The 24,345-nt window shown below is 32.3% G+C and carries 26 protein-coding genes; 7 read left to right on the top strand and 19 right to left on the bottom strand.

The genetic code is table 11. From position 1 onward, the window contains the following. Window positions 1-4 precede the first annotated feature (4 nt). The 5 genes from QO263_RS03645 to QO263_RS03625 form a co-directional block, all read right to left on the bottom strand. A complete protein-coding gene (locus QO263_RS03645; protein WP_285626589.1) occupies window positions 5-1,840 on the bottom strand; it encodes a DUF262 domain-containing protein in 1,836 nt (611 codons plus the stop codon). Then, window positions 1,837-3,147 carry a restriction endonuclease subunit S gene (locus tag QO263_RS03640; RefSeq protein WP_285626586.1) on the bottom strand — a complete coding sequence of 437 codons (1,311 nt, stop codon included), beginning with the start codon at window positions 3,145-3,147 and terminating at the stop codon, window positions 1,837-1,839. The genes QO263_RS03645 and QO263_RS03640 overlap by 4 nt, the downstream gene beginning before the upstream one ends. Beyond that, the gene (locus QO263_RS03635; protein WP_352169333.1) at window positions 3,140-5,170 is read right to left on the bottom strand and encodes a type I restriction-modification system subunit M; all 2,031 of its coding nucleotides are present in this window, start codon (window positions 5,168-5,170) and stop codon (window positions 3,140-3,142) included. The genes QO263_RS03640 and QO263_RS03635 overlap by 8 nt, the downstream gene beginning before the upstream one ends. A gap of 181 nt (window positions 5,171-5,351) precedes the next feature. Beyond that, entirely contained in the window at window positions 5,352-7,019 is a 1,668-nt protein-coding gene (locus tag QO263_RS03630; protein WP_285626581.1) for a hypothetical protein, read from the bottom strand. A gap of 280 nt (window positions 7,020-7,299) precedes the next feature. Next, window positions 7,300-8,127: a hypothetical protein gene (locus tag QO263_RS03625; RefSeq protein WP_236915949.1), complete on the bottom strand. Its 828-nt coding sequence runs from the start codon at window positions 8,125-8,127 to the stop codon at window positions 7,300-7,302. Window positions 8,128-9,069: 942 nt separating this feature from the next. Between QO263_RS03625 and QO263_RS18980 the strand changes: the two genes are divergently transcribed. Both QO263_RS18980 and QO263_RS03620 read left to right on the top strand, forming a co-directional pair. Continuing rightward, the gene (locus QO263_RS18980) at window positions 9,070-9,450 is read left to right on the top strand and encodes an IS110 family transposase (protein ID WP_285622916.1); all 381 of its coding nucleotides are present in this window, start codon (window positions 9,070-9,072) and stop codon (window positions 9,448-9,450) included. Further along, the gene (locus tag QO263_RS03620) at window positions 9,404-10,375 is read left to right on the top strand and encodes a transposase (protein ID WP_352169330.1); all 972 of its coding nucleotides are present in this window, start codon (window positions 9,404-9,406) and stop codon (window positions 10,373-10,375) included. The genes QO263_RS18980 and QO263_RS03620 overlap by 47 nt, the downstream gene beginning before the upstream one ends. Before the next feature lie 621 nt (window positions 10,376-10,996). Here QO263_RS03620 and QO263_RS03615 read toward each other — a convergent pair. Continuing rightward, entirely contained in the window at window positions 10,997-11,884 is an 888-nt protein-coding gene (locus QO263_RS03615; RefSeq protein ID WP_236915950.1) for a diguanylate cyclase, read from the bottom strand. A gap of 108 nt (window positions 11,885-11,992) precedes the next feature. On the opposite strand from QO263_RS03615, the gene QO263_RS03610 reads away from it, so the two are divergent. Beyond that, window positions 11,993-12,238 carry a helix-turn-helix domain-containing protein gene (locus QO263_RS03610; RefSeq protein ID WP_052221636.1) on the top strand — a complete coding sequence of 82 codons (246 nt, stop codon included), beginning with the start codon at window positions 11,993-11,995 and terminating at the stop codon, window positions 12,236-12,238. A 232-nt stretch (window positions 12,239-12,470) separates the two neighbouring features. Here the strand turns inward: QO263_RS03610 and QO263_RS03605 are convergent, their stop codons facing one another. Then, window positions 12,471-12,761 carry a stage V sporulation protein S gene (locus QO263_RS03605; protein ID WP_236915951.1) on the bottom strand — a complete coding sequence of 97 codons (291 nt, stop codon included), beginning with the start codon at window positions 12,759-12,761 and terminating at the stop codon, window positions 12,471-12,473. Between the two features lie 153 nt (window positions 12,762-12,914). Between QO263_RS03605 and QO263_RS03600 the strand changes: the two genes are divergently transcribed. From QO263_RS03600 to QO263_RS03590, 3 genes are all read left to right on the top strand, one after another. Further along, window positions 12,915-13,259 carry a hypothetical protein gene (locus QO263_RS03600; RefSeq protein WP_236915952.1) on the top strand — a complete coding sequence of 115 codons (345 nt, stop codon included), beginning with the start codon at window positions 12,915-12,917 and terminating at the stop codon, window positions 13,257-13,259. Window positions 13,260-13,317: 58 nt separating this feature from the next. Continuing rightward, entirely contained in the window at window positions 13,318-13,449 is a 132-nt protein-coding gene (locus tag QO263_RS03595) for a hypothetical protein (protein ID WP_272879143.1), read from the top strand. A gap of 83 nt (window positions 13,450-13,532) precedes the next feature. Next, entirely contained in the window at window positions 13,533-13,820 is a 288-nt protein-coding gene (locus QO263_RS03590) for a hypothetical protein (RefSeq protein WP_236915953.1), read from the top strand. 552 nt (window positions 13,821-14,372) lie between these two features. Here the strand turns inward: QO263_RS03590 and QO263_RS03585 are convergent. From QO263_RS03585 to QO263_RS03575, 3 genes are all read right to left on the bottom strand, one after another. Continuing rightward, window positions 14,373-15,191 (bottom strand): hypothetical protein, encoded by an 819-nt coding sequence (locus QO263_RS03585; RefSeq protein WP_236915954.1) that lies wholly within the window; start codon window positions 15,189-15,191, stop codon window positions 14,373-14,375. Between the two features lie 183 nt (window positions 15,192-15,374). Then, window positions 15,375-15,656, bottom strand: coding sequence for a hypothetical protein (locus QO263_RS03580; protein ID WP_236915955.1), 282 nt, complete (start codon window positions 15,654-15,656; stop codon window positions 15,375-15,377). A gap of 5 nt (window positions 15,657-15,661) precedes the next feature. Continuing rightward, entirely contained in the window at window positions 15,662-16,576 is a 915-nt protein-coding gene (locus QO263_RS03575; protein WP_236915956.1) for a ParM/StbA family protein, read from the bottom strand. A 542-nt stretch (window positions 16,577-17,118) separates the two neighbouring features. On the opposite strand from QO263_RS03575, the gene QO263_RS03570 reads away from it, so the two are divergent. Then, the gene (locus tag QO263_RS03570) at window positions 17,119-17,523 is read left to right on the top strand and encodes a four helix bundle protein (protein ID WP_236915957.1); all 405 of its coding nucleotides are present in this window, start codon (window positions 17,119-17,121) and stop codon (window positions 17,521-17,523) included. Window positions 17,524-17,709: 186 nt separating this feature from the next. Here the strand turns inward: QO263_RS03570 and QO263_RS03565 are convergent, their stop codons facing one another. From QO263_RS03565 to dnaX, 9 genes are all read right to left on the bottom strand, one after another. Next, entirely contained in the window at window positions 17,710-17,883 is a 174-nt protein-coding gene (locus QO263_RS03565) for a DUF6438 domain-containing protein (protein ID WP_236915958.1), read from the bottom strand. Between the two features lie 48 nt (window positions 17,884-17,931). Further along, window positions 17,932-18,087 carry a hypothetical protein gene (locus QO263_RS03560; RefSeq protein WP_236915959.1) on the bottom strand — a complete coding sequence of 52 codons (156 nt, stop codon included), beginning with the start codon at window positions 18,085-18,087 and terminating at the stop codon, window positions 17,932-17,934. 97 nt (window positions 18,088-18,184) lie between these two features. Continuing rightward, window positions 18,185-18,697 carry a GNAT family N-acetyltransferase gene (locus QO263_RS03555; protein ID WP_236915960.1) on the bottom strand — a complete coding sequence of 171 codons (513 nt, stop codon included), beginning with the start codon at window positions 18,695-18,697 and terminating at the stop codon, window positions 18,185-18,187. 288 nt (window positions 18,698-18,985) lie between these two features. After that, entirely contained in the window at window positions 18,986-19,225 is a 240-nt protein-coding gene (locus QO263_RS03550) for a hypothetical protein (protein WP_236915961.1), read from the bottom strand. A 186-nt stretch (window positions 19,226-19,411) separates the two neighbouring features. Further along, window positions 19,412-19,570 (bottom strand): DUF6438 domain-containing protein, encoded by a 159-nt coding sequence (locus tag QO263_RS03545; RefSeq protein WP_272879144.1) that lies wholly within the window; start codon window positions 19,568-19,570, stop codon window positions 19,412-19,414. Window positions 19,571-19,691: 121 nt separating this feature from the next. After that, window positions 19,692-20,357: a class I SAM-dependent methyltransferase gene (locus QO263_RS03540; protein WP_236915962.1), complete on the bottom strand. Its 666-nt coding sequence runs from the start codon at window positions 20,355-20,357 to the stop codon at window positions 19,692-19,694. Between the two features lie 1,240 nt (window positions 20,358-21,597). After that, window positions 21,598-22,197 (bottom strand): recombination mediator RecR, encoded by a 600-nt coding sequence (recR, locus tag QO263_RS03535; protein ID WP_285626578.1) that lies wholly within the window; start codon window positions 22,195-22,197, stop codon window positions 21,598-21,600. A gap of 128 nt (window positions 22,198-22,325) precedes the next feature. Continuing rightward, a complete protein-coding gene (locus QO263_RS03530) occupies window positions 22,326-22,661 on the bottom strand; it encodes a YbaB/EbfC family nucleoid-associated protein (protein ID WP_285626575.1) in 336 nt (111 codons plus the stop codon). A 16-nt stretch (window positions 22,662-22,677) separates the two neighbouring features. Next, window positions 22,678-24,336 carry a DNA polymerase III subunit gamma/tau gene (gene dnaX, locus QO263_RS03525; RefSeq protein WP_285626572.1) on the bottom strand — a complete coding sequence of 553 codons (1,659 nt, stop codon included), beginning with the start codon at window positions 24,334-24,336 and terminating at the stop codon, window positions 22,678-22,680. Window positions 24,337-24,345: the final 9 nt, after the last annotated feature.

Raw genomic sequence — 24,345 nt, 5'->3', positions numbered from 1 at the left:
CTTACTAACTATTTGCTAATACATCAATTTTATTTGCATTCCATATCTTCTTGCATATCTCTTTATAAAGAGATTGTCTTTCAATGAATTCTATCTTATTAAATTGAGCATATGGTTTAAAAGGTAACTGTGTATTATTCATAAACCGCAAAAATAACGGATTATTTTGATAACAGTTCTGATTTAAAGTTCGAGCCAATAGGTTTTCACTATCATACTTAATTACCTTCTTACTGTATTCCATGTCCTGCAAACTTCTGTTTTTATCTTTAGGAAGTATTAATAACCCCCCGAATCTATTTCTAAAGTCCTTAAACTCTTCTTCTGTTGAAAAATCAACTTGATGATTTCCTTGGGTGTAATCATCAGCCCAAATATGCTCTATATCGTAGGGGTTTTTTTGTTCTCTATTTACATAGTCGGCAAAATTGCTGTTGATACCGCTTTGTTCCTCTAAGTAATAGGTCATCCTCGAGAGAATATGTAGCATATATCTTCTTGTAAACTGGTTTAAATATAACCCATCAATTCCATCAAGGGTATATCCCATATCACTTATGTAGTCTTTTAATAATGCTGCCAACTCCTGTATGTCCTTATTACGTATCATTTTTGTAATATTGAATACCGTATATTTAATAGAGGAGTAATCTACCGTCTTAAAATTAAAAATCCTGATTGAGATAAACTGGTCAATAAAACAGGAAACCATTTTAATTTTCTTATTAATAACATCCTGTGTATCATCACTTTTTATAGCAGATAATATGATTTGGTACTGCAGCGTAAACCCTCTATCTGCATTATAAAATACATGCTCATAATCCTTATTAAACTTACGGGAGTATTCCTTTAAGCGAACGTAAATATCAGCATACATGTTGAAGTTTTTAAGGACAAAATTTTCAAAATTTACACTGCTGTTTAAGCCCACAGTAGATTTATTTTCTCGAACCCATTTGTGAAATGTTGTTCCGATAATATCAAAGTCTTTATTTTCTGCCTCTTTCTTACCTTCTCTGATAGTTTCTGCATATTGAGCCCTTAACCAGTTCTTGATGAAGTCTGCGTCTCCATCCTTTTCAATTTCTTTTAACTGTATGACTTTATTTTTCCATAAGTCATTTGCCTTATTTCTGATAGTATTATCATCCATCTCCGAAAGAAGATATCCCTTTAACATTTCTGTAGGAGTAAGCCTTAGTCCCCTATCATTCATGGTTACAAAAACCTTATGGGCATCCTGCTCCGAATCAGTTCTTATCTGCACTAAAGATACATTATCGATTAGCCATTCGATAAATACTGGAAGAGGACTTTCTTTTAATTCATCAGGAAAAATCCGTTCAATATCTTTATACCTATTGTAAAGGTTAAGAACACTTTCTGATTGCTCATTGGTAGTATCATAATCCCCTGTCTCAAACAGAGATGCTAAGCATCCTTCCCTTTCAGGTACATTGATACAAAAGGTCTTTTGGCCATACATTTCAGAGTAAATCAGATTATCAATGTTTACTTTAGGCGAAGAATTCTGCTGTTTTTGAAGATTGTTTAGGTAAATGAGAAGCAGCGTTAATGACGATAACCTCTGCTGTCCATCTATAATTGCATTATCATTTGTAAGGATAATGGGACCTAAAAAGTAATCCCCATAATTCCTTACATCCATCTGCCTATCCTCATCTTTATAGAACTCATTAAACTCGTTGGTTAAGTCTTCTATCAATTCTTCAATCTGCTTAGTTTCCCAATTATATTCTCTTTGGTAATACTGAACCGTATATTTATTATTTAACAGATTGCGAATATTCCCCGCATGGGCTGTTATCTTATTCATTCATTAATCACCTCGCTCATATTCTCAAATTCCCTCACATCAACTTTACCTGTTACTGCTTCAGAAATGAGGGACTGACGGTATTCTTTGAGTTTTTGGATTTGTGTACTTATATCAGATATTAAATCATCCATATTATTTGTCAGTTTAATCAAATATTCAACAATCTCTTCTTGCTCCTTAATATTAGGCAAAGGAACTTTTAAATTGCCAATAAAATCCCAACTTGCACGTGGCATTTTTGCTCCATATGTTGATGAATTAACTACATCAATAAATATCGGCGACAGCATAAATAAGTATAAGTATTCTGGCAACATATTAGAAGCAGTTCTTAACACAAGAAGTTCCGATGTGCATCTCCCATTAAAATCTGCAACAATACATTTGGCCAGATAAGGTCTTAATTTCCCAAATAATACATCGCCCTTTCTAAAAATATTCGCTGTCTCTCCAACTGCTTGTTGTTCATCGTTGTTATTCGTTAATAACTTTCCGGTTTTCGACTCAATACTTTCCAGCCCCACATAAGTTTTATCATTGTCACCATCACTTGCTTTTACATTTCTTATATTTGATAAATATTTTATTCTTCGTATATCCCAATGCTCCGGTATCTCCCCTATCCACTCAATCCCTGAATCCTTCATCCTAACACTTGAATTAAGCCCTTTGGTAACAGCCTCAGTTATAATCGCCTGCCGCTTTTCCTGTAATAATTCAATCAATTTTTCTTTATCAGTAATCAAGCCGTCTATTTCAGCAGTCTTTTGGTCAAGAAAATTGGCAATGGCGGTTTGTTCTTTTTTATCAGGAAAAGCCAATTTTAAATGCTCAAAATCGTGCCTCGATAGATATTGTTGTATTGCCCCTTCAGCAAGGTGCTGCAACCTTTTTGAATTTGCATTCATAGCATAGTATAAAAACGTTGAATCTAAATCCTTCATTGGTACTATTCCTATAAAAGTTTGATTCGATATTAGTGGTTTTTTAACAATAACCGTCGTACCCATATTACAACTACACGTACATAAAACAGTACCAATAGGATATACTTTGAGATTCATTTTCTTAACTAATTCTTCTGAAACTCTTTGCTCTGATTTTGAATCTTCAATATATTTGCCATCAACATCTTCTATTCTAATCCAAGGTATATTCCCATTAAATTCTGTAGGTTTATCTCTCATTGGAACAATCATTCTTGCTCTATATCCTAATTTTGTAATATCCCAATGCTCTGGTATCTCCTCTATCCACTCAACACCAGAATCCTTATACCTCTCATATCTCCTATACTTACTCATCCCCCATCACCTTCCTCAACCTTTCCTGAATACTCCCCTCAAGTTCCTTAATCTCCTTTGCAATCTCTTCGGAAGGTCTTAGAGGCTCATATTTATAAAAATGTCTTGTAAACGGTATTTCATATCCGATTTTAGTCTTGCTTTCGTCTATCCAGGCATCAGGAACATGAGGTTTTACTTCCCGCTCAAAGTATTCATGAATATCCTCTTTCAACGGTACATTCTCAGTATCTCTTAAGTCTGAATCTGGTTCTGGATTACCCTTATTGTCTACACAAATGTCTGCTGTTTCATCCTTTTCAGATAAGGCAGATAATATAGCCTTTAATAGAGGGCTGTTCAAATTAATATCTACTGCTTTAATAGTCTTTTTAAGTACCTTGGTAAAGGTATCCCTATTTTTATAAAGAACATTAGCATCCATTGTTTGTAAGGTATCTATTATTTGTCTTTGAGTTTTCTTGCCTTCCTCTATTTCTTGAAGCCCTGCTGCACCTTTCTTCCTGGATTCAGCAAGTTTCTTAAAAGCCGTTTCATTATATAAATTATTAATTCTCTCTTCAGTTACTTGGAAGTTAAGCCTTAAGGGTCTCTCCACTACTATTTTTTGATAACCAAAATCTTCATTATCAAAAATCTTGCAGTATTCGTTTTCTTTAAAATCCCCATATATCCTCGTAATTTCTTTTATCTGTTCCTCATTGATTTCATTTCTCTTGTTTCCAAGGCTCTTTCTCATTTTCTGATAGAAATCTACTGCATTGACCAATTGTATTTCCCCTGTCCTTACAGGACCCCTCATTAGGTCACTGTTCTTACGGTTGGTTACTATCCAAATATAAGTAGAAATGCCCGTATTATAAAATAACTGGTCGGGCAGTGCAATAATACCTTCCAGCATATCATTTTCAATTATCCATCGCCTTATCTCTGATTCTCCTGAACCCGCATCTCCAGTAAATAATGGTGAACCATTAAAGATAATAGCAATACGACTGCCTTTTTCATCTTGCCTCATTTTAGATATTAAGTGCTGTAAAAACAAAAGAGAACCATCAGATATTCTGGGAAGACCCGCACCAAATCTGCCATCAAACCCATCCTTCTCATATTCTTCACGGATAAATTTCTCTGCTTTTTTCCATTCCACGCCAAAGGGGGGATTAGTAAGCATATACCTAAAGGTTGTGCCCCTGTGGCCATCTTCTGTAAAACTATCTCCTAAGATGATGTTATCTGCATTTTGCCCTTTTATAAGCATGTCGGATTTGCAGATACTAAAGGATTGGGGATTTATCTCCTGTCCAAATAATTCTACTTGTATTCCAGGGTTTAATTCTTTCAAGTGCTGCTCTGTAACCGAAAGCATGCCTCCAGTCCCTGCACAGCAGTCGTAAACAGTTGTAACAAGCCCTGGTTGAGTCAGTTCCTCATTATCTTCGTTTAGGAGAATATTTACCATGAGCCTTATAACCTCACGAGGGGTGTAGTGGTCTCCTGCCTCTCCATGTTCAGAAAATCTTCTTATCAGTTCTTCAAATATGTACCCCATTTCTGTGTTGCTTACTACATCGGGATGCAAATCTATTTTATTAAATTCAGATATCACAAGATAAAGCAGGTCATTATCATTAAGTTTTGTAATCTGCTTATCAAAATCAAAATACTCTATGATTTCCCTAGCATTCTTGGAAAAGCCATTGATATAATTCCTTAAATTATTTGAGATATTATCTGGCTCTGCTAATAACTTTTCAAAATCATATTTACTGGTATTATTAAATTCCTGACTTGAAATCCTATTTAAAACAGGGTCTACGTTTTGGAGCCCTGACTTCTTTAATGCTTCATACTTTTTAAGTACTTCCTCTTTAGTGGTTGCAAGAACACAGTCAAACCTCCTTAGTACGGCCATAGGTAAGACTACATCCCCGTATTGTTCTTTTTTATAGGGACCTCTTAAAAGTTCTGCTATACTCCATATAAAGTTAATTTTATCTTGAAAATTAATCAAATTTATCACTCCTATGTATTTTTCAATTCAGGCGTATCAAATTAGGTATTAGTATCTCATACCAAATTATATCATCTATACTTTAATATTCTATATCTTTTTAGGTTTTCCTTTGCATATTACATCTTATATAGGGTGCAATACTGTATATAAAGAAACATACCAAAGGCATGTAATAGTTAGTCCTTTATTATGCAATAATAGGATTTTTCAAAGACAATGCCATATAAAATAGTTCATCTAAATACAGCATCAATTTTAATGAATTTATTTCAGTGTCATAGTTAACAGCCTGTCCATGAAATATTTTGTGCCTGCTAAAATCATGTACCCCATCTGGTTTTTCGGGATTAAATCTGACATAGAATGAATCCATACAATTAAAAGCATAACTAACAATAAATCCATCTAGTTCCTTTGCTTTCTCTTTAAAATTGTCATACAAGGCACCAAATTTAAATGCCGTTACATCATAATTTCCCCTCATAAAGTCCCGAATGATGCCTTCAATCATTAGCGCCCATACTGGAACTGATAGAGAATACATTTCTAATTTATGAGCATAGAAAGCATCTTTAACCTTATTTTCCCACTTATTAAAATACTCTAATTCATTCCATTCGTTTATTATCTCTTCAAGTTCTCTGCATTCATCAGATTTATAATAGTCAGATATTATTTTATCTACATCTTTCTGCTTTAGAGTTTCTTTATTTTTATAAATATAGTTTATTATTTCTATGGGAAGGGAACTAATAAACCACCATCCAAATTGGAGCATGGTTTTTGCCTTTTTATTTAAATTATCGCTAATATTTTTTCTTGCAAACAGAATTTGCTGTGTCTCCAATAAAAACGGCCTTATATTGCCAATGATATCCTGCTGCACATTTGCAAAATTAAATAACTTGTCATGATGTGTGAAGTTAAGTATTTTGTTTAATTCTGCTCCAAATGCTTGCATATGGCTCTGAATGCCACTATTCATGACATTTCTAAGTGCTTCTTGACTTTCTAATGCCGTTTTAACATATTCCATGTTGATTGGCTGCAATATATCCCTTATTGCATTTATTTCAGAATAATAGTTTTTAATTGTTTCATTAACAATACTCGTTGCTGGTGCTAATATAGGCTGCATTTCTATTATCGATTTATTTATACTCCTTTGTATCGGGTTAATAACTTCCATATATGTACCTATCATATTCCCCATCTTACTTGCAGTAGCCGCCAATTCCATCAAAGCAGAATTTCCTATAATGTTTTGATATATTGCCATATCAACCAAAGGAGGTCTTACTGTTTCTGTTATTCTACTTAGTTTTGATACTAACTCTATGTCTGACAGTAAGTTTTTATAGTAGTCAGCAAAATCTAATTTAGGCTTTAATTGCTCTGCTACTTTTTTCATATGTTCTCTATACTTTTCTGCTTCTTTTTTATGTATCAAATAGAATTTTTTGAAGAAGTCATCTGTTTCTTCAGATAATTCTTTGGCAAATCCTTTTAAATAGTCTGAACTATTTATTATTTCTTTTCCTACTTTTTGCAAGTCATTATCTGATAAACCCTCTATGTCGTCTAAATCAAGAATAGGGAAGTCATCTTCCTGGTAAATAACTTTTTTATTATTGTTGATTATCTTCAAAACCATTGTGCAGAATGATTTTCTATAACTTTCTGTTTCTTCAAAGGCCTTTTCATAAGCGATTGCAGCATTCATGCTATAATAAACAGGTATTTTTAATTCTTTGCCCTTCCAATTTACATGTACTAGCCTTATCGCTCTTTTATGGGCTTCTATTATATCTTCTACATTTGTTATTTTCTTTACATCTCTATATTCTTTTTTCACAGATATCACCCTTTGTCCAAATACTGTTAATTCCATTTTACGACATATCTTTATAATCCTCAACAGAATTACAGCATTTTATCGACCATTAATTTGTTATAATAAAAGCACATCTCTTAAGGAGTGTGCTTTTATTTGGACTACTTATCAATTATCAGCAATAAATAATTTGTTATAGATGTTTTATTCAGTACATATTTTGTTTGCAGAAGGTGCATTTTACCTAATGCTGCCTTCTGCTTTTCTTTTACTAGGGGTCTTTTATTTTCTTTACTATATTTTAAATTAATTCATCTATACGCTTCATCAGTGTGTTTTTCCCTAGATAGTTTTCAATAAATATTACAGGAATCGGCGTATCTTCTTCATCATTTATTAAGTTCTTAATTGATGCATCATATCCTTGCTTTCTATACTCCTGAATTTCTGCTTCGATTGCATCAATGTTTGGTATGTTAATCGCTCCTGTATTAAGGACCTTATACTCAAGCCATTCTCTCGGAATAATTTCAAAACCTGGCAGTTCCCTCTGAGCCCTTTCGTATATATATAAAATATCTGCTTGACTTGTTGTATTGGAAAGGTTCTTTAAACTATTGCTTCCATATCCTTTTGTCCAAATTATCATTTCTTTGTTCCATTCAAACTTCTTCAAACAATAATCTTGCAATATATTTCCTTCGTCTTGCTTTAGTCTTGTTTGTCTATTTCTTTCCCATGATAATAATTCTTCAAATGTCATGGGTTTACTAAAGAACTTAATGACTAGATTCCCTGTACAGCATCTACATTCTTCATCATAATCGTAGTATTCTGTTGGTATGCCGGTAACTTCGAATTCACCCATTGAATTCATGAATTCTTTAATGCAGTAAAACCCTATATTATAGCAGTCTTTATCATATTTACATTCTTCCAAATATGCAATTTCATCATTGCCTACTACAACTTGAATACTTTGGAGCATGCCTTTGCTAACAACACTATACAGTTCCACCTCTCTGCCATCTTCAGATAGAAGATAATTGACTTTGATTAGTCTTTTACTTGTTCTATTCTTAACCGTCTTTTTATTTTCAGCACTAATTACCATTTCTAATTGTCTCATGGTTCATCTCTCCTTTTATTTTTAATATTAAATTCATATTTCCTTTTTTATTATGCTGGAAGTGCTCCACTAGTGGAGCACCCAGTCATTCCTCACAAAATGTTTTCTAATCCACTTTTACAGTAAATTTATTATGCTTCTTCTAATTTATCTGCAAAATACTTCTCAATTACTTCATTGCAATCATTTTTTTCAAGCCATTCATATGCTTCCTCTGGTTCTAAAGGAATAATACCTTCGATCCCCCATCCACATCCATAACCTGACTCTCCATACTTTGATAAGGCACCACCTGAATATCATAGGAACATATTGCCTTTTTTGGTTATATATAATTCTTCATGCAAATAATTAAAGTCATCATTGCCAAGACTATTCCAGTATTTGCCCAATAATTCCGCCGTTTCTGTATTATAAACTTTACGATTAATTATTTTTTTCATATTTCATTTCTCCCTTGCTTTTTATATAATACTATTAACAAATTTATTTTTATAAATTTCCACTGTAAAAGGGGCATTCGGCAAAATGCCTCTTTTACTTCTTTGGTACTTGGTGCCCCAATCCTTACCATAGAATCATCTCCTAGTATAATAATGTCATAGTCACGAATGACTATGCTGTTAACACATTTCTATTATTTCGTAACAGAAGAAGGAGTTCTTCCTTCATCAGACGTTACTTCTTAAATTAACATGTCTGACGGTTCCTGGTAGACTCCAGACCTATCATAAAGTATAATCTTTACGGATAGGATAAAGAATGTTCATCTCCTTGGGAAGTCAGTTTCTACTGACCTATACCTACGATTAAGTCAATTAGTCCATTCAATGAGGTTTTATGATTTGGCTGGTTGGGAGCCTCAGGCTATACCTGTATCACATGCTAGGATGTGTACTCATTGCTTGGAAATGGATTCCTATCAGAAAGGAGCTGTAGATCATGTCAAACATTATTAAATATGATTCTTTTATTTCGGTTGGTATTGATGTTGGTGCTGACTTTAGCTGGATGTCTATTGCACTACCTAACCAAACCTTTGTAGGAAAACCTTTCAAAATTCTACATTCTGATTTAAATTCCCTAGCTGCTTCTGTTTCTAAAATCAAAGAAGCAGAAGAGCTGTATTCTTTGGAAAGTCGCATTTTCCTCGAATCCACGGGAATTTATCATTACCCACTCTTCTGCTATCTTCGTGATAAGGGATTTTTGGTATCCATCATTAATCCTATCATCACTAAGAATAGCACAAATATTAACATTAGAAAAGTACATAATGATAAATTTGATTCAAAAAGCTGCATTAATTGGTTTAAAGCCTGATTTAAAAGTTTCTATTATGCCATCAGACCTTGTACTTGATTTAAGAAATCTTTCAAGAGAATATTATGATCTGATGGATAACCGCTCTGCTTATGTTAATAAGCTCCAAGGTGAACTGCGGATGGTATTTCCTCAGTTTTTAAATATTTTTTCTAAAATAACTACAAATACTGCTTTGACCTTGTTGGAAAAATATACTTCACCAGATGCTTTTTTAAACGCTTCTAAAGATGAAATAATTCTTTCCATTCGCTCTACTGCACGTTTTGGTCTTACTTATGCTGAAAACAAGTATAATGCAATTATTCAGGCAGCAAATGATGCAAAGACTTTTGGTCATTCAGTAAGCAGCAACTTTAAGCGTATTCTTCTATATATTCGTTTTATCCGTCAGTATGATGAAGAAATCTCAACCATACTCTCTGATATGCATGAACTCGTGAATGCTAACGAGGATACTGAATTTGTAAAACAGATACACCTCATTGAATCCTTTAAAGGTGCAGGATTTCTTTCTGCTGTAAGCCTTATGGGTGAAATCGGAGATTTTTCTGCTTTTCATTCGCCTAAACAGCTTTTTGCTTATTTTGGTCTAGACCCGGCGGTAAAGCAATCTGGCAAGTTTAATGGCAGCAAAATTAGTATGTCAAAACGTGGTTCGCGTACTGCTAGAAGAGTAATACACACCATGGCTTTAGTCAGTATTGGGTTAAATCGTAATGGATCTGCTAACAATTCTGTTTTACGTGAATACTATCTTAAAAAATGTCAGTGCAAACCTAAGATGGTAGCTCTTGGAGCAATTATGCACAAAGTATGCAATATTGTATTTGCAATTTTACGTGATGAAAAAGAATTTGAAATCATCACTCCAGAACAACATCAAATGAATTACTTAAAAGCGAAATGCGACATCGCTGCATAGTGAAATTCTATATTTCAAATTTTTGTTTTTTGATAATCACTCAAAAGGCTTGTTAACGTTACCCTTTTTTAGCGCAACTGGTATATCAAATATTTTTAAATTACTTATTGACAATTCTTAGCTGGACTTTTCCGACCCTCTATTATTGAACATAACACATGTTTTTAAAAAGTAAGGTGATTTGCAAGATTTTAAAAAACTTCTTTAATAATCCATATCTCGTTTTTCTCCCCTTCTATTTTTGAGCATAACACATGAAAAATAGGCAGAATGGATTTTTCATAGGTCTTTAGTCCTATTTTTATATATTTTTTAAAAAACTTTTTCCCTTTTCTTAATAACTGACACTATTTATGCTTAAATTTGGCATCAAAAAACTGTCTACTAAAAAAGTAGACAGTTTTTCAAGAAAAGGATGCTTGTTGAAACCACTATTAGATGGGCATACCTTATATATAATTGGGTATCCTTGTCAAGTTTATTTTTTTATATCCTTAGCCCTTTATCCTTAAAACCTTAACCCTATAATTATGTATATTAGTGGAGTTAGGGTAAAGGCTTAAGTTACAGGGGTTTTGATGGATTTTCATACCACAAAAAAGATAAGATAAATAAAACATATTACTTCTTTCCCAAATAATTTACAATAAGTTTATCTAACTTCTGACTTAGTTCTAATATCTCTGTACTAGTAAATATTTTGCTCTTTCCATCAATTTTTCTGTTTAGTTCATCTCTTATTTCTCTAATTTCCTTTGCTAAATTATTAACTTCATTATTCTGTCCTTTTTGTTCTTTCTTCTTTTCCTTTTCTCTATATAAATTTTTATCTGCCATTTTTATCATATCCTCCAAATCTACTAAACAATCAGTACAGGCTATTCCCGCACTGATTTGAATATTCATCCCTTGTTCTACTGCTAGTTTACGAATCTCTCTCCTAACTCTCTCTGTTACTCTTTTCGCTGCCTTTTTATGCTGATTAAAAAGCAAAATAATAAATTCGTCGCCCCCATACCTTATACCTAAATCCTCTTTTCTTATACTGTTTTTAATCGCCTGTCCTACTATTTCAATTGCCTTATCACCTACTAAATGCCCAAAAGTGTCATTAATTTCTTTTAAATTATCTATATCTATGAATATTAGGGAGAAATCTTTTTTGCTATAAAGATGATGATATATTGAACCATCGTTAATCTGTTGCCAATAGTTTCTATTGTATAATCCTGTAACTGAATCTGTTAATAACTTACTGCATTTATAGTTATTTGAATCAATGGTAATTACATAATACTTTTGGTTGGCAATAATAATTTTATTAATGGTCACCCAACGCTTGCCATAACTAAATTGAACATATGAACTTTCAGATAACCTATCAAAAATATGCAATTTTTTAAGGTAATTATAGGCTTCTCCATTATTAATGCTGCTGTACTGAATCTTATTTTCATGATTCAAAACAATTTGAATTATCTCCTCAGTTCCATGTCTTTCCTTATGCATTACAATTAGCCCCCAAATTTATAAGTTTGTTCTTTATTAGAACATATTATTGCACAACTTCGGATAAAATACAAGTGTTCCAATAAAGAACAAAAGGTGGTATGTTTGATGAAATTAATATTAGATTCCGAAGAACGCAATATTGCAGGCTCTAGAGTTAAAATTGCAAGGTTAAAAAATAATATGACGCAGCAGGAACTATCAGTAAAACTTGAGACATTAGCAGTTTATGTGGATAGAGCAAGTATTTCAAAACTCGAACAGAAGAAAAGGATTATAACCGATATTGAACTGGTAGCCTTATCTCAAGTATTAAATGTAAGCGTCAGTTGGCTCTTAGGTCAAGATAAATAAGTTTTGTTTCAATATACACCTATTCTTATGAATCTAACACTGATTCTTTCATCCACCTACCCCTATGCCATTAGCAGATATTTATTTGTGCCTTTATTTTTATCTTCTACCCCAAATTTATAACAAAAAAGCACACCCCCTTATACTTCTAGATGCAGTATAAGAAAGGTGTGCCCCTTTCGTCAATATGCCTTTACGTTACCACATCTTAATTGTAACTACAAGAACTATACTATTTCTTTTTTGCAATTATAGTCCAGCGTATGGCTGTCTTAGCGACAGCATCATTTTCATGGGTTACTGTGTCCACCTTTACATAAAAAGGTCTTATATAAAATTTGTAGCCCATCTTAACTAACCTTTCCGTAAACGAAATTAAAACTTTTACCGTCTGATAGCCGGCCTTCATGCCGATACAATCGATATTTACAGCCAAGTTTTGCTTTATCTCTTCTAATGCTGCATCTACAACAGCATTGATATTGCTGTCTCCCGCAACTTTAAGCACCTTTATATTATCCATGCCTTATATGCCTCCTTACCTATTTTGAAGGCATATTAAGGGTTGAATATGAGGCTTTTCAAGAATTTATTTTTTATTCTTAATTAGGCCTTTAAATTATTTTAAGTATCTTTGCATTCTAATACTTATTTATGTAATGAAGTAATTATCGAATTGTTCTATACTAATGCTGGAGTATATTCTATAGACCCCAGGGATATAGGAGATGAAATTGTAAAGGTTAAACTCCTTAAAAAATTAGGCCAGAACGCTGATTTAGATGTAAAAGAACTAAATCAGGTAAAAGATATTGCATCTATCACTGAACCTGAAATGAAAAATTCTAAGGACAATACAAGTAGTAGCAAAACTGAACTAGAAAATATAGAGCCTTTTACCCCTCTTCGTAATGAAGTAGTATCATGTGAAACAGATTCTTCCCAAAATCCTGAATACTACTTTATGAATATTTCAGATGCACAATTGTATTGGTTAAAGCAAAAGTTTGATAAAGTTTGATATGGATACAATTTAGGAAATCGATGAAAAGTCAACAATAGAAGATATTATTGACATAGTGGGTAAGATTATAAATGGTATTCCATTTGAACTTGATGAATATCTCTACCCTGAAAAATACACACCATCCACTTTAGTAGATGAAAATCCAAATCCTATTCTCATTGAACCTGAAGATATGCCCTTTTAAAACTTAATTTATAATAAAAATAGTTGACTTTTATATTTATCCTTTCCTATAATGCCTCAAACTTGGAAAGGAGATGATGTTTTATGAAAAATAAGCATCTTGAATCAGAAATTAAAACCCTATTAAGTAATGCCGAGAAAGTGTTGGGTAAAGACTCTATTCAATACCAGAATCTGGACTATTACTTTGATATTCTAGTAACCGTTTACGAATACAACTTTGATAGTGAAAAAGATTTACTATGTGAATTGAAGCAATTATTAAATAAACTCTCTGAAAAAATGTCAGAACTAGAACCACAACAGTTTGAAGAAAAATATCCAAGTATAATTCAAATGATTGATTCCTTGGATAAGTACTTATCTGAATAATTATCTTTCAAGGCTTTCCAGTAACAAAACTGGGAAGCCTTTCTTATATAGATTTTTAATAAGATAATGGGTAAGAAATTTTAATACCTTCAGTAACTACTGCCATATTATGTATTTCCTCATTCTAAATTCCCTATCTCCCTTTAACCCATAACCCTTCTTCACCATTCTAATTATGTTTTAGAATCACCTTTTTTCTTCTTTCCCCTTAAAACCATTTCTAGCCCTTGTTCCTTAATAAAAATGCATAAAACCTATCAAATTGCTCCGTTTCTGACGCAAAAAGATGCATTTCTAATAATTCATTCTTATTACTTCTCTATATAAGAGTAACGTTTCTAAAATCGAGTTTCGCCCCTTAAAATGCAAAATATTTTAATATAAAAACAAAACAGAGAAAATAAATTGCTACAGAGCAATAATCTCCTCTATTTTGCCCGCTTATTAACTACTTACTAAAATACCTGTATTTAAAGATATCATGTACCGTATTATTTGTAAACCTTAGTTCTTCATAGTTCCATACTTTTTATTCCAGTTCTTAAAAGTACTTTAATCTCCATACCTTTCATTCATAAATTTCTTATGTTCATTTTCCATCTTTTTGATACTTTTTATATTCCACATATCTGAAAGTCCAAAAGACTCAAGTGTTGCTTCAAATGTTGTTACTTTATATCCCTTTTCCCTTAGACTAGTAATATTGGAATAGGTCCTTCTTGAATAATCAAATATAATAGCAAATTTAGCAGTCTTAGCCTGTGACTTGAAATATTTCCCGTTGTTTTCTTCACATATCTTTGCCATTTGTTCTTCAACTTTCCTAAATTGTTCCCATGTACCTATAGCATCACACATTCCAGTTTTATTTGCAATAAAGCAGTTGTATATGTCTTCATCTATTGGGTCGTATTCAAAAGAATTATTAATATCTGCCTTAATAAATTCATCACGCTTCCTTCTATTTTCGATAAGCATATCATGCCGATAATTTGCTATAGACATAAACTTTTTATAGTCTTTAGGCAGAATCCAAAACTTGAAATCTGGTGTTGCTATTCTATAATAGAGATTATCACTGCTCATGCCTTCATCCCGAACATAGTATGCATCAAAGTATGTCTTTTCTCCATTTATTGTTATGTATTGGTTGTTAGCAGGAAACATAACTTCCGCTTTTTTAATGGTTTCGCCGCTTTCTCTAATACTTATAAAATCAATAATAAAGGCTTCATCACCTATTTTGTCTGGAGTCGAGCCAACTTTCTGTATTGATATTGCACCAACTTCTTCGGAAAATTCACTTTGATTCTTTTCTGGAAAATTTCTCTTTTTCTTTTTGCTAAACATGCTAAAAAGTTTTTTCAACATATTTATCTCTCCTATTTTCAATAATTAATATTAAAATAATTATAACATATCTGACTTTTAAAGTTACCAATTTTAACCTTGCTTGTAATAGTTCTCTTTTTAAAAATAGAAAAACGGCAGTTTAATAATCTGCCGTTCCATAGTAAACATCTTAAATATCAAGTCTATTTTAAAATTCTTCTCTTACAAGGTATTAAACATATCGAAAATCTCTCCTGGAAGTTTTTCTTGATTGTTTTCTATTTTGTTTAAATCCTTGCTGTCTATACCATATTCACGCAGGGCTTCTTTTACAACCTCTTTTACTGTTTCCCTATCAAAATCCTTATCCCTTTCCCCTATATAACTTAATACTGCCTTTATTACATAATCCGTTTTATATCTCTGTGTAGAGAGTATGTTATATACCTTAGCATCTTCCTCTCTATCCATAGAGAATGAAAGGTTTATTCGTTTTGTTGCCATTAAAATCACCTTCTTAATTCTTGCTCTAATAGGATTTTATAGCCCTTTGCATTAGCAAACTGGTCAAGGTTTTCTATATATTTTATCTTGTCCGATGACTCTATATATTTCCTCAACATCATACCCCCACCACCAACGATTATTGTTGGGTTCCTGAATTCAAAACCGTACTCCAAAATCTTTGTTAATAAGTTCTCTACATATTCCTCTGCTTTCATTTCTATCATTTTGCCGATATCTGCATCGAATAAAACTGGTTCTCTTCCTAAGATAATATCCTGTATCTGCTTTTCTGTTAGGTTTATATTCATCTTTAATAATTCCTGCTGTATACTTCCAAACAATGTAATTACACCGTTAGGTAGCGAATAGCAGGATGCAGTATTAATTATCCCGTTTTCTACTATGAAAAAATCTGTAGTATATCCACCAATATCAATAACGTTTGCTGCTGATACATTTTTATAGTCTTTGTAGATATTAATAAAGGCTGCATAACCTTGGGGATATACCCTACAATCAACAATATTAATCGCATAATCGCTTCCATTAAAACTAAACTTGATGTTGTCTCTTATAAAGTATTCTCTGAATTTATGTTTCATTTTACCGTAATGAACGATAGGAAGGCCCACACCTAAAAACCCCTTTATTTCACCTTGGATTCCTTGTTTATAAATTTCATCCGCAATTGCAGGTAGGGATAGAATAAAAGTATTATCATTTATAGTTTTATCAGTTTGAACACTTAGCCTACTGCTCCCTATAGTATAGAAATCACCTTTGTAAACCAATAAATTGCTCTTTGTAATCGGCTCAACATCAGATTTTGTAAATCCTGACTCACATACAAACCCTACATGGTTTTTTGTGCATTTATTGCCGTTATCTAATCCTATTAACATAATGTTGCTACTCATAACAACTCCTCCATTCATAAATAAAATTTAAGTTCCTCGTAGTTCTTTATAGTCGATGATTTTTTATAATTTCAAGTATTTCTGCAAAAAAATTGCTTACCCAGCAAACTAGGTAAGCATACAAAATAAAATAATACGGAGGTTATTTCATTAACATTGTAAAATGCCTTCATAAACGTAAACATATATTTTATAATAAATCATTCTCCACAAAGTCAAATCTAATTTCTACTTTTTTAACTTTTTCCTTATTTCCTTTTACCTAAATCCCTTTTATATATTATGTATTTAGTAAATCTCTTCAAGCCCTTTAATTTACGGCATTCGTAGAAGTTTTTAAGCGACAAAAACTAGTTTATGGTATATTAGGGAGAAGGTTTATTGGGTTAAGGAACAAGTATATGCACTATATTAACTTTTACTACAACGCCTTAACCCTTATACCTTCTTAGTGATTTCTTTACATAAATTCTAGCATTAAAATTTGACTTATCCCTGCCCTTCCGTATAATGTTAAAAATCAATTTGAAAAGATGAATTCTATGAGTGAAAATTTGTATATAAAAGATTTTAAAAGCCTGAAAGTATGGCAGAAGGCGAATGTTCTTGAGCAGGATATAAGGGAATTGGTTAAAGGATTTCCAAGTTGTGAGCAATATAGGCTTACAGACCAGTTAGTACGGGCTGTTAGGAGTATAGGGGCAAATCTTGCAGAAGGAAATACTCAGTTATTTATTAAAAAAGAAAAGGTCCATGCAAATGCTGCCCTTGGCAGTGCAGGAGAAGTAAGAAATCATCTTCTTACTTCTTTGCAGAATAATTATATTTCAAAAGAACAATATGAGATTCTGGATAATAAAACAACCGAGATTATCAAAATGCTTTATGGTTACATAAAAAGGTTGAAACTGGAGATAGGTAATGATTCGGATTTTAGTGACTCCTAATAATGGTACAACAAGGGTTAAGGTTTCAATTTGTACCTTAGCCCCTTATGCCTTATTCCTCCGTCTAGCCTTCCTATACGCATTTTTTTAGCCCTACAGGTAATGTTGCCCATTTTAAAATTAGTGCAATCAATAAGAAAAAATGCCTTGGAAGGCCGCTAATCCTCCAAAGCATTCTAAAAAATCCTAATAACTTACCCCTTCTACCTTTTTCTTTGATACCTTCCAATGATGCTCCCCGCTCTTATATACAAACATTTCTCCATGATAACTTACATTACCCTCATTATCTACTATTACACTATAAACAGGGCAAGTTCCATAGCACACTGTTCTTTGCAATTTTATGTATTCGAACATGATAATCCCCCTATTAGCCTTCATATTCATATACTTATTTACAAAACACTATATTCCATAGTGAATTAAGTGTTTATCCTCACTAATTGCATTAGATAACTTTTCAATAAGCAATTGAAGTTCCTGCGATTGATAACAACTGTTTGCCTTGGACCATTTGTTTTCTTCAAAAGAATCTATTATTCCAAAATCATGCTTAGCCAAACTATCACCCCCTGCAAATGTATATAACCTTTCTTAATACATATTTTGAGAATATTATTCACAACCTAAATTTGTTTTTTACATTTGCTACTCTATATTAATTAATTTCAATCCAATATCTTCTTGTTATTCTCTCAACACCATCAATCACATTTATAATTTTGTCTTGCAATAATCCAAAATTTTTTTCGATAACACGGGCAGAACCTAAATTATTATCATTACATGTAATTAAAACCTTGTTTAAGCCAACAACTTCTTTTGCATGCTTCAAGGCCAAAGAAAGCATAATTGTGCCATATCCTTTATTCCATTTTGAATATCGAATACCATATCCTATGTTACCACCGAAACATAACAAAGAGTCAGTTAATTCATGACGAATTGATACTTCTCCGATAAACTCATCATCTTCTACTAGCCATAAATATGTTGCTTTAACATAATTAAGCGGTAAATTTTTGCCTGTTTTAAAATTCTCAATTTTTTCAAAGATGTCATATTTTGATGCATCTAAAAATTGATAAGTATCAACTTTATACTCAGAAAATTCTTTTATAGCATCAATATAAGATGAATAATATTTTTTACATGGTACTATCAATTCCATTTATCTTACACCCCTTAAAATACAATATCCTTTACTTCACAAAATCCCACTGTTGCGCAAAATATAAACATTATATATTCATTGCTTTACAAACTGCTTTTGCTCTTTAAGGTAATTTCCTATTTCATCATTATGTAATTTACGAATTTGAGCATTAGGACTTTCGGTGTATTGTTCAGATATATAAACAGGCTTCTTATCCTTACATGATTTTTCTTTATTCTTTAATAGATAATTTATAAGTCTTTGGTGATTGTATTAATCTTATCTACTTCATCACTCTTAAAATTATCTATCGTACACATCAAAATGAAAATCTTTTGGTATAATTGAATGAATGCATTCAACCTCTTTTTTAGTCGAACATTCAGCGGCAAATTCACAACCATAATGTTCCGCTGAAAAAACATACTTATCCTCATCCATGAAAAAGATGCTAAACCATTTTATCTTGTCTTCCTCATCAAAAGGATTATGTATTAATTCAATTACAAATTCTTCTGTAATTTCTCCAGTGAAAACTTTCATGTTATCTATACCTGTATCAAGAATTCTTCCAAAAACTTCTGCTCTTTCAATGGCTGTTTCTTCATCAATCCAGCAGTCAATTCTAAAATGAGTACATTTTTTTAAAAAATAAGATGGTAATGGTCCCCAAAATTATAATTAGTTGGAACTAGCATTCCATTCTTAGTTTTACGTCCTTGTGATATCTCAAAATGTATAGAATACTTTTGCACTTGTTATCCCTCCATTACGCTTTATAATAATTTCCCCATTATAAATTACATTGCCCTCGTTATGTACTATTACACTATAAACGGGGCAAGTCCCGTAGCACATTATTCTTTTCAATCTAATATATTCAAACATGATAGCCCCCACAATTAGTGCACATAATAAAATACGACAGAACTGAATCTAAAGTTATGTTATATCATCCCTAAAAATTAGAATTTATCGAGCATGGTTCCACACCATAATCAATACATCATTATATTCTCTTAACAAGCCAAAACATTCTATTATATTGTTCATATTCGGGATAATAAATTTCTTCGTATTGTCTTATATCAAATTTTCTTTCAAAGAACTTTATCCATTCATCTGTTGTATTATTCCATAAAATCAATCCATCATCAAGTAAATTATCCTTTACAACCTTTATATTCCATTCTGATATTTGTTCTGTTGTTACGTATGGATTCACTTTAACTAAAACTTTACCATTTTCTTTTAAAACCCTCTCCACTTCATTCATTAGAACCTCTGCATCATCAGGATACAAATTATCTATAATATTAGATAAAATCACTGCATCAACCTCTGAATCATCTATATTCTTTAATTTATCAATTCCGCCTTGACTAAAATCAAATTCTCCTTGCGTCATTTGCTCTGCTCTTTTTTCTGCAACTTCAATTGCCTTTTCTGATAAATCAATTCCAATATTAAGTTTTGTTCCATTTATAGCACATAAAAATAGCATAGTGCCATTGCCACATCCAAAATCGAGAATTTTCTCTGTCCCATTACAAATCCACCTAATTCCTTTATCAAGGGTTTCATTTCCAGAGGTTGACTTCGTTGGAACGTTAGGTATTTCCTTTGAAAAAATATTATTCCATTCATTCACACATTTATCATACTTGTTATTCATGATTATCCCCCTTTAATTTTTAATCAACAAATTACTATTTATTGAGTTGTTTATATCGTTCATATGTTACATCTTTTTACTGCTATGATAAAACTTAAGAATATTGTTATATTCATATTTTACCAAACCATACCATATACCTTTATTTTACACTATATAGCCTGTAAAAGCACCTACTTCCTTACACCTTACCACTTTTTAACCAATTCCTCTAATACCCTCTTAACCCCTTCCACAACCAGTTTCCTATATTGATATAAATAATACAACTTTATTTTCATTTTGATAGAATTTTCCTTACAGAAAAAATAGGGCATGTTCTATAGGAAATGCAAATAAGGTCCTAATTTATTTGCCCTTTTATCCACATTCCCGTTATATTTTATATACTTTATCCCCATTCTTGTATCAAGAAATGTGGGTAAAACACCATCTAAGAACTTTATTTTCTTTTTGTAACTACTTTTCTGCAATGCAAGGACTTTTCTGTTTCTAGAATTTTTCACCACATTATTTTTAGAAACAGAAAAAAAGGCCTATGTTGTATAGTAAAAGTAAATAAAGTCCTTTCACAAATTTCCTTTAATCTCCATATTCCTTTAACCTTAAATCTGAACTAAACCCTGTATTTCCAATACTTTCCCTGATTCCTTATCCCTTCAAATACCACTACTTTATTTTCTTTTTATAACAACTAATTAAGTCCTATATCCTGTCTTTTTTATTTCCTATATTCCTTACCCCTAAATCCTTAATCCTAACTATGTGTTCATCAAACAAACTCCTCTTCTTTTTCAAATAAAGTTCTCTCACCAACACCCCTCAAGCCCTTGATACTACTGGCTTGTTATTCTCTTCCATTTATCCATTTAATTCCTTAATCCTTGAACCTGCACCACTAAAGTACTTATATTTCTTAAAAATCAGGGCAAAAAATGAAAATAAAGTACTTATAGAATTGAGGAAATAATAGGATTTAGGAACTAGGGATAAGGGGAGATTTTGTCCATTTATTCTTCCATTTTCTTATCCATTCAATCTTCCAATCCATTGATTTATCTGACTTTTAGCCTTGTCTCCTTTTTCTATATCCGTCGTAAACTTCTAATAAAAAACATGGCCTACAGGGCTTTCCTTAACCCTAATAAACCATGTTTCCTACAACAACTTTATTTGCATTCTAAAATGAATTTGCATAATGATAGGATTTTATTTGAGATACACAAAATCATTTAAAAACTTATATTTCCCTTCTCCCCTCTAATGCCTTTGAAAGTGTTACTTCATCAGCATATTCTAGGTCTCCGCCTACTGGTATTCCGTGGGCTATTCTTGTGGTTTTTATGCCTAGTGGCTTTAGAAGCTTTGATATATACATTGCTGTGGCTTCTCCTTCTATGGTAGGATTTGTAGCTAGTATCACCTCTGCTATATCTAGGTCTTGTATCCTTTTAAGAAGCTCTTTTATTTTTATATCCTCTGGGCCTATACCCTCCATTGGTGAAATGCTTCCATGGAGAACATGGTATAATCCATCAAATTCCTTGGTTTTCTCTATTGCTATAACATCTCTTGGATCTTCTACTACACATATTGTAGTCTGGTCTCTTTTAGTATTGCTGCAAATAAAGCATGGATCTGTATCTGTGAGGTTACTGCATACACTGCAATATTTAATATTTCTCTTTGCATTCATTATTGCATTTGCAAGCTCATCTACATCATTAGTATTCATATTTAGTACATAAAAGGCAAGTCTTTGAGCGGTTTTTCTCCCTATGCCTGGTAGCTTTGAGAATTCTTCAATAAGACTTGCCAAAGGAGGTGCAAAATACTCCATCCTATATCATCCTTTCCATCACGCTGGCTTAAGTAAATAAAAACATAGAAAGACTAGGCGGAGAATAGGCTCCACCTTATTATTTGAATCCCACCTCTGTTCTATTACTTTATTATATACTGAAACTCCTAAAATAATCCTGGTATATTCATTCCTCCAGTTATCTTTTGCATTTCTTTACTCACCATTTCCTCTGCATTTCTTAAAGCTTCATTTGTTGCAGCTAATATTAAGTCCTGAAGCATCTCAACATCATCTGGATCTACTACATCCTTGTCTATAGTTACTTCTAATACTGTTTTTTTCCCATTAACCTTTACAGTTACAGCTCCACCACCAGCACTCGCTTCTACTTCCCTTTCATCTAATTCCTTTTGTAAATCCGCCATTTGCTTCTGCATTTTTTGAACCTGTTTCATCATATTTCCCATATTCCCCATTCCTGGGAATCCACCTCTTGCCATTATTAAAACCTCCTTATTATTCTTCAATTTCTACTAGTTCTTCTCCAAAAACATCGATAACTTGTTGTATCAGTTCTTTGTCTTGTTCCTTATCCTGTTTTTCTTCATCAACCTTTGCAACATCCTCTGTCATTGCAAATTTGACTTCCATATTTGCATTTAAGCATCTATTTATAATTTGTTGAACAAGCTCTTTATTTTCACTTTTTTCAATGGCTTCTTTATGAAATCTGAATCCATCTTCAAAAGCTATTATCAATACACCATTTTTAAAACTCAAAGGCTTTCCTTCCATAATTAAGGCATGTAGACCAATTCTCTCAGACTTTATTGCCTTTAATATATTCTTCCATTCCTCGTTGACTTTATTAATATCTATGTCAGTTCGAATAATATCCTTACTTTCTTTAACATCATTTGAGGTGTTTTCTTGTTTTTCCTCTTCTGCTTTTTCTGTAGCCTTAGTTCTAATATAATTATTAGATACTGATTGCTTTTTGGAAGCAGTATCCTTTATAATAACATTATTTTCAAGCTTTTCTTCCAGCTTCTTAATCCTCTCCACTATATCTTCATAATCGCTGCCTGAGGATTCATTTAACATTTTTATAATACTGACCTCTAGTACGATTCTAGGCTGTGATGACCATTTGCACTGAGTTTCTGCATCTGAAAGTATTTTTAATATGTTTATTATTCCATTTGTAGCAATACTTCCTGCCTGTTTCTTTAGCCTTTCTATCATTTCTTCTGTTTCATCGAGTATATTTTCTATATTATCAGACACTTTTATTACCATTAAGTTTCTAAAATGAAGTATTAAGTCTTTAATGAACTGATTAATATCTTTTCCATTTTGGACTATATACTCTATGAGTTCAAGAGCCTTATCTGCATTTTTTTCGATTATAGAATCTGTTATCTCATATATTATATCATTATTTACTACTCCAAGTATGGATAGAATGTATTCATAGGTCATCTCTTTCTCTGAAAATGAAAGGCATTGATCTAGCAGGCTAAGCGCATCTCTCATTGCCCCATCTGAATTTCTAGCTATTAATCCTAATCCATTTGGATCTGCCTTTATACCTATTTCGTCTAATATATTCTGCATATTTTGGATTATATCTTTTACGGTTATTCTCTTAAAATCAAATCTTTGACATCTAGACAAAATAGTAGCAGGGAGTCTTTGCGGCTCTGTTGTAGCAAGTATGAATATTAAATGCTTTGGAGGCTCCTCCAGTATTTTTAAGAGGGCATTAGAAGCACCCTTTGATATCATATGAACCTCGTCAATAATGTATACTTTGTATTTGCATTTAGATGGAGGGTACTTTGCCCTTTCCCTAAGATCTCTAATGTCCTCCACACTAGTATTTGAAGCAGCATCCATCTCAATAACATCCATTATAGTTTCATCAAGTATTCCCTTACATGCTTCGCATTCATTACATGGATTTCCATCATGGCTATTTGTACAATTGACTGCCCTTGCAAATACTTTTGCTGTAGAAGTCTTCCCTGTTCCCCTAGTGCCTGAAAATAAATAAGCATGAGCAATGTTATTATTCTTTATTTGGTTTTTTAATGTTGTAGTTATATGCTCCTGTCCCATGACATCGTCAAAGGTTTTTGGTCTAAACTTCCTATATAAAGCTTGATAAGCCATTTTATCACC

Origin of the sequence: Proteiniborus sp. MB09-C3 (genome assembly GCF_030263895.1) — a bacterium.
In the GTDB taxonomy this organism is placed as follows: Bacteria; Bacillota; Clostridia; order Tissierellales; family Proteiniboraceae; genus Proteiniborus.
Note: the sequence above shows the minus strand (reverse complement) of the source record. Positions and strands in the feature narration are given on the sequence as shown.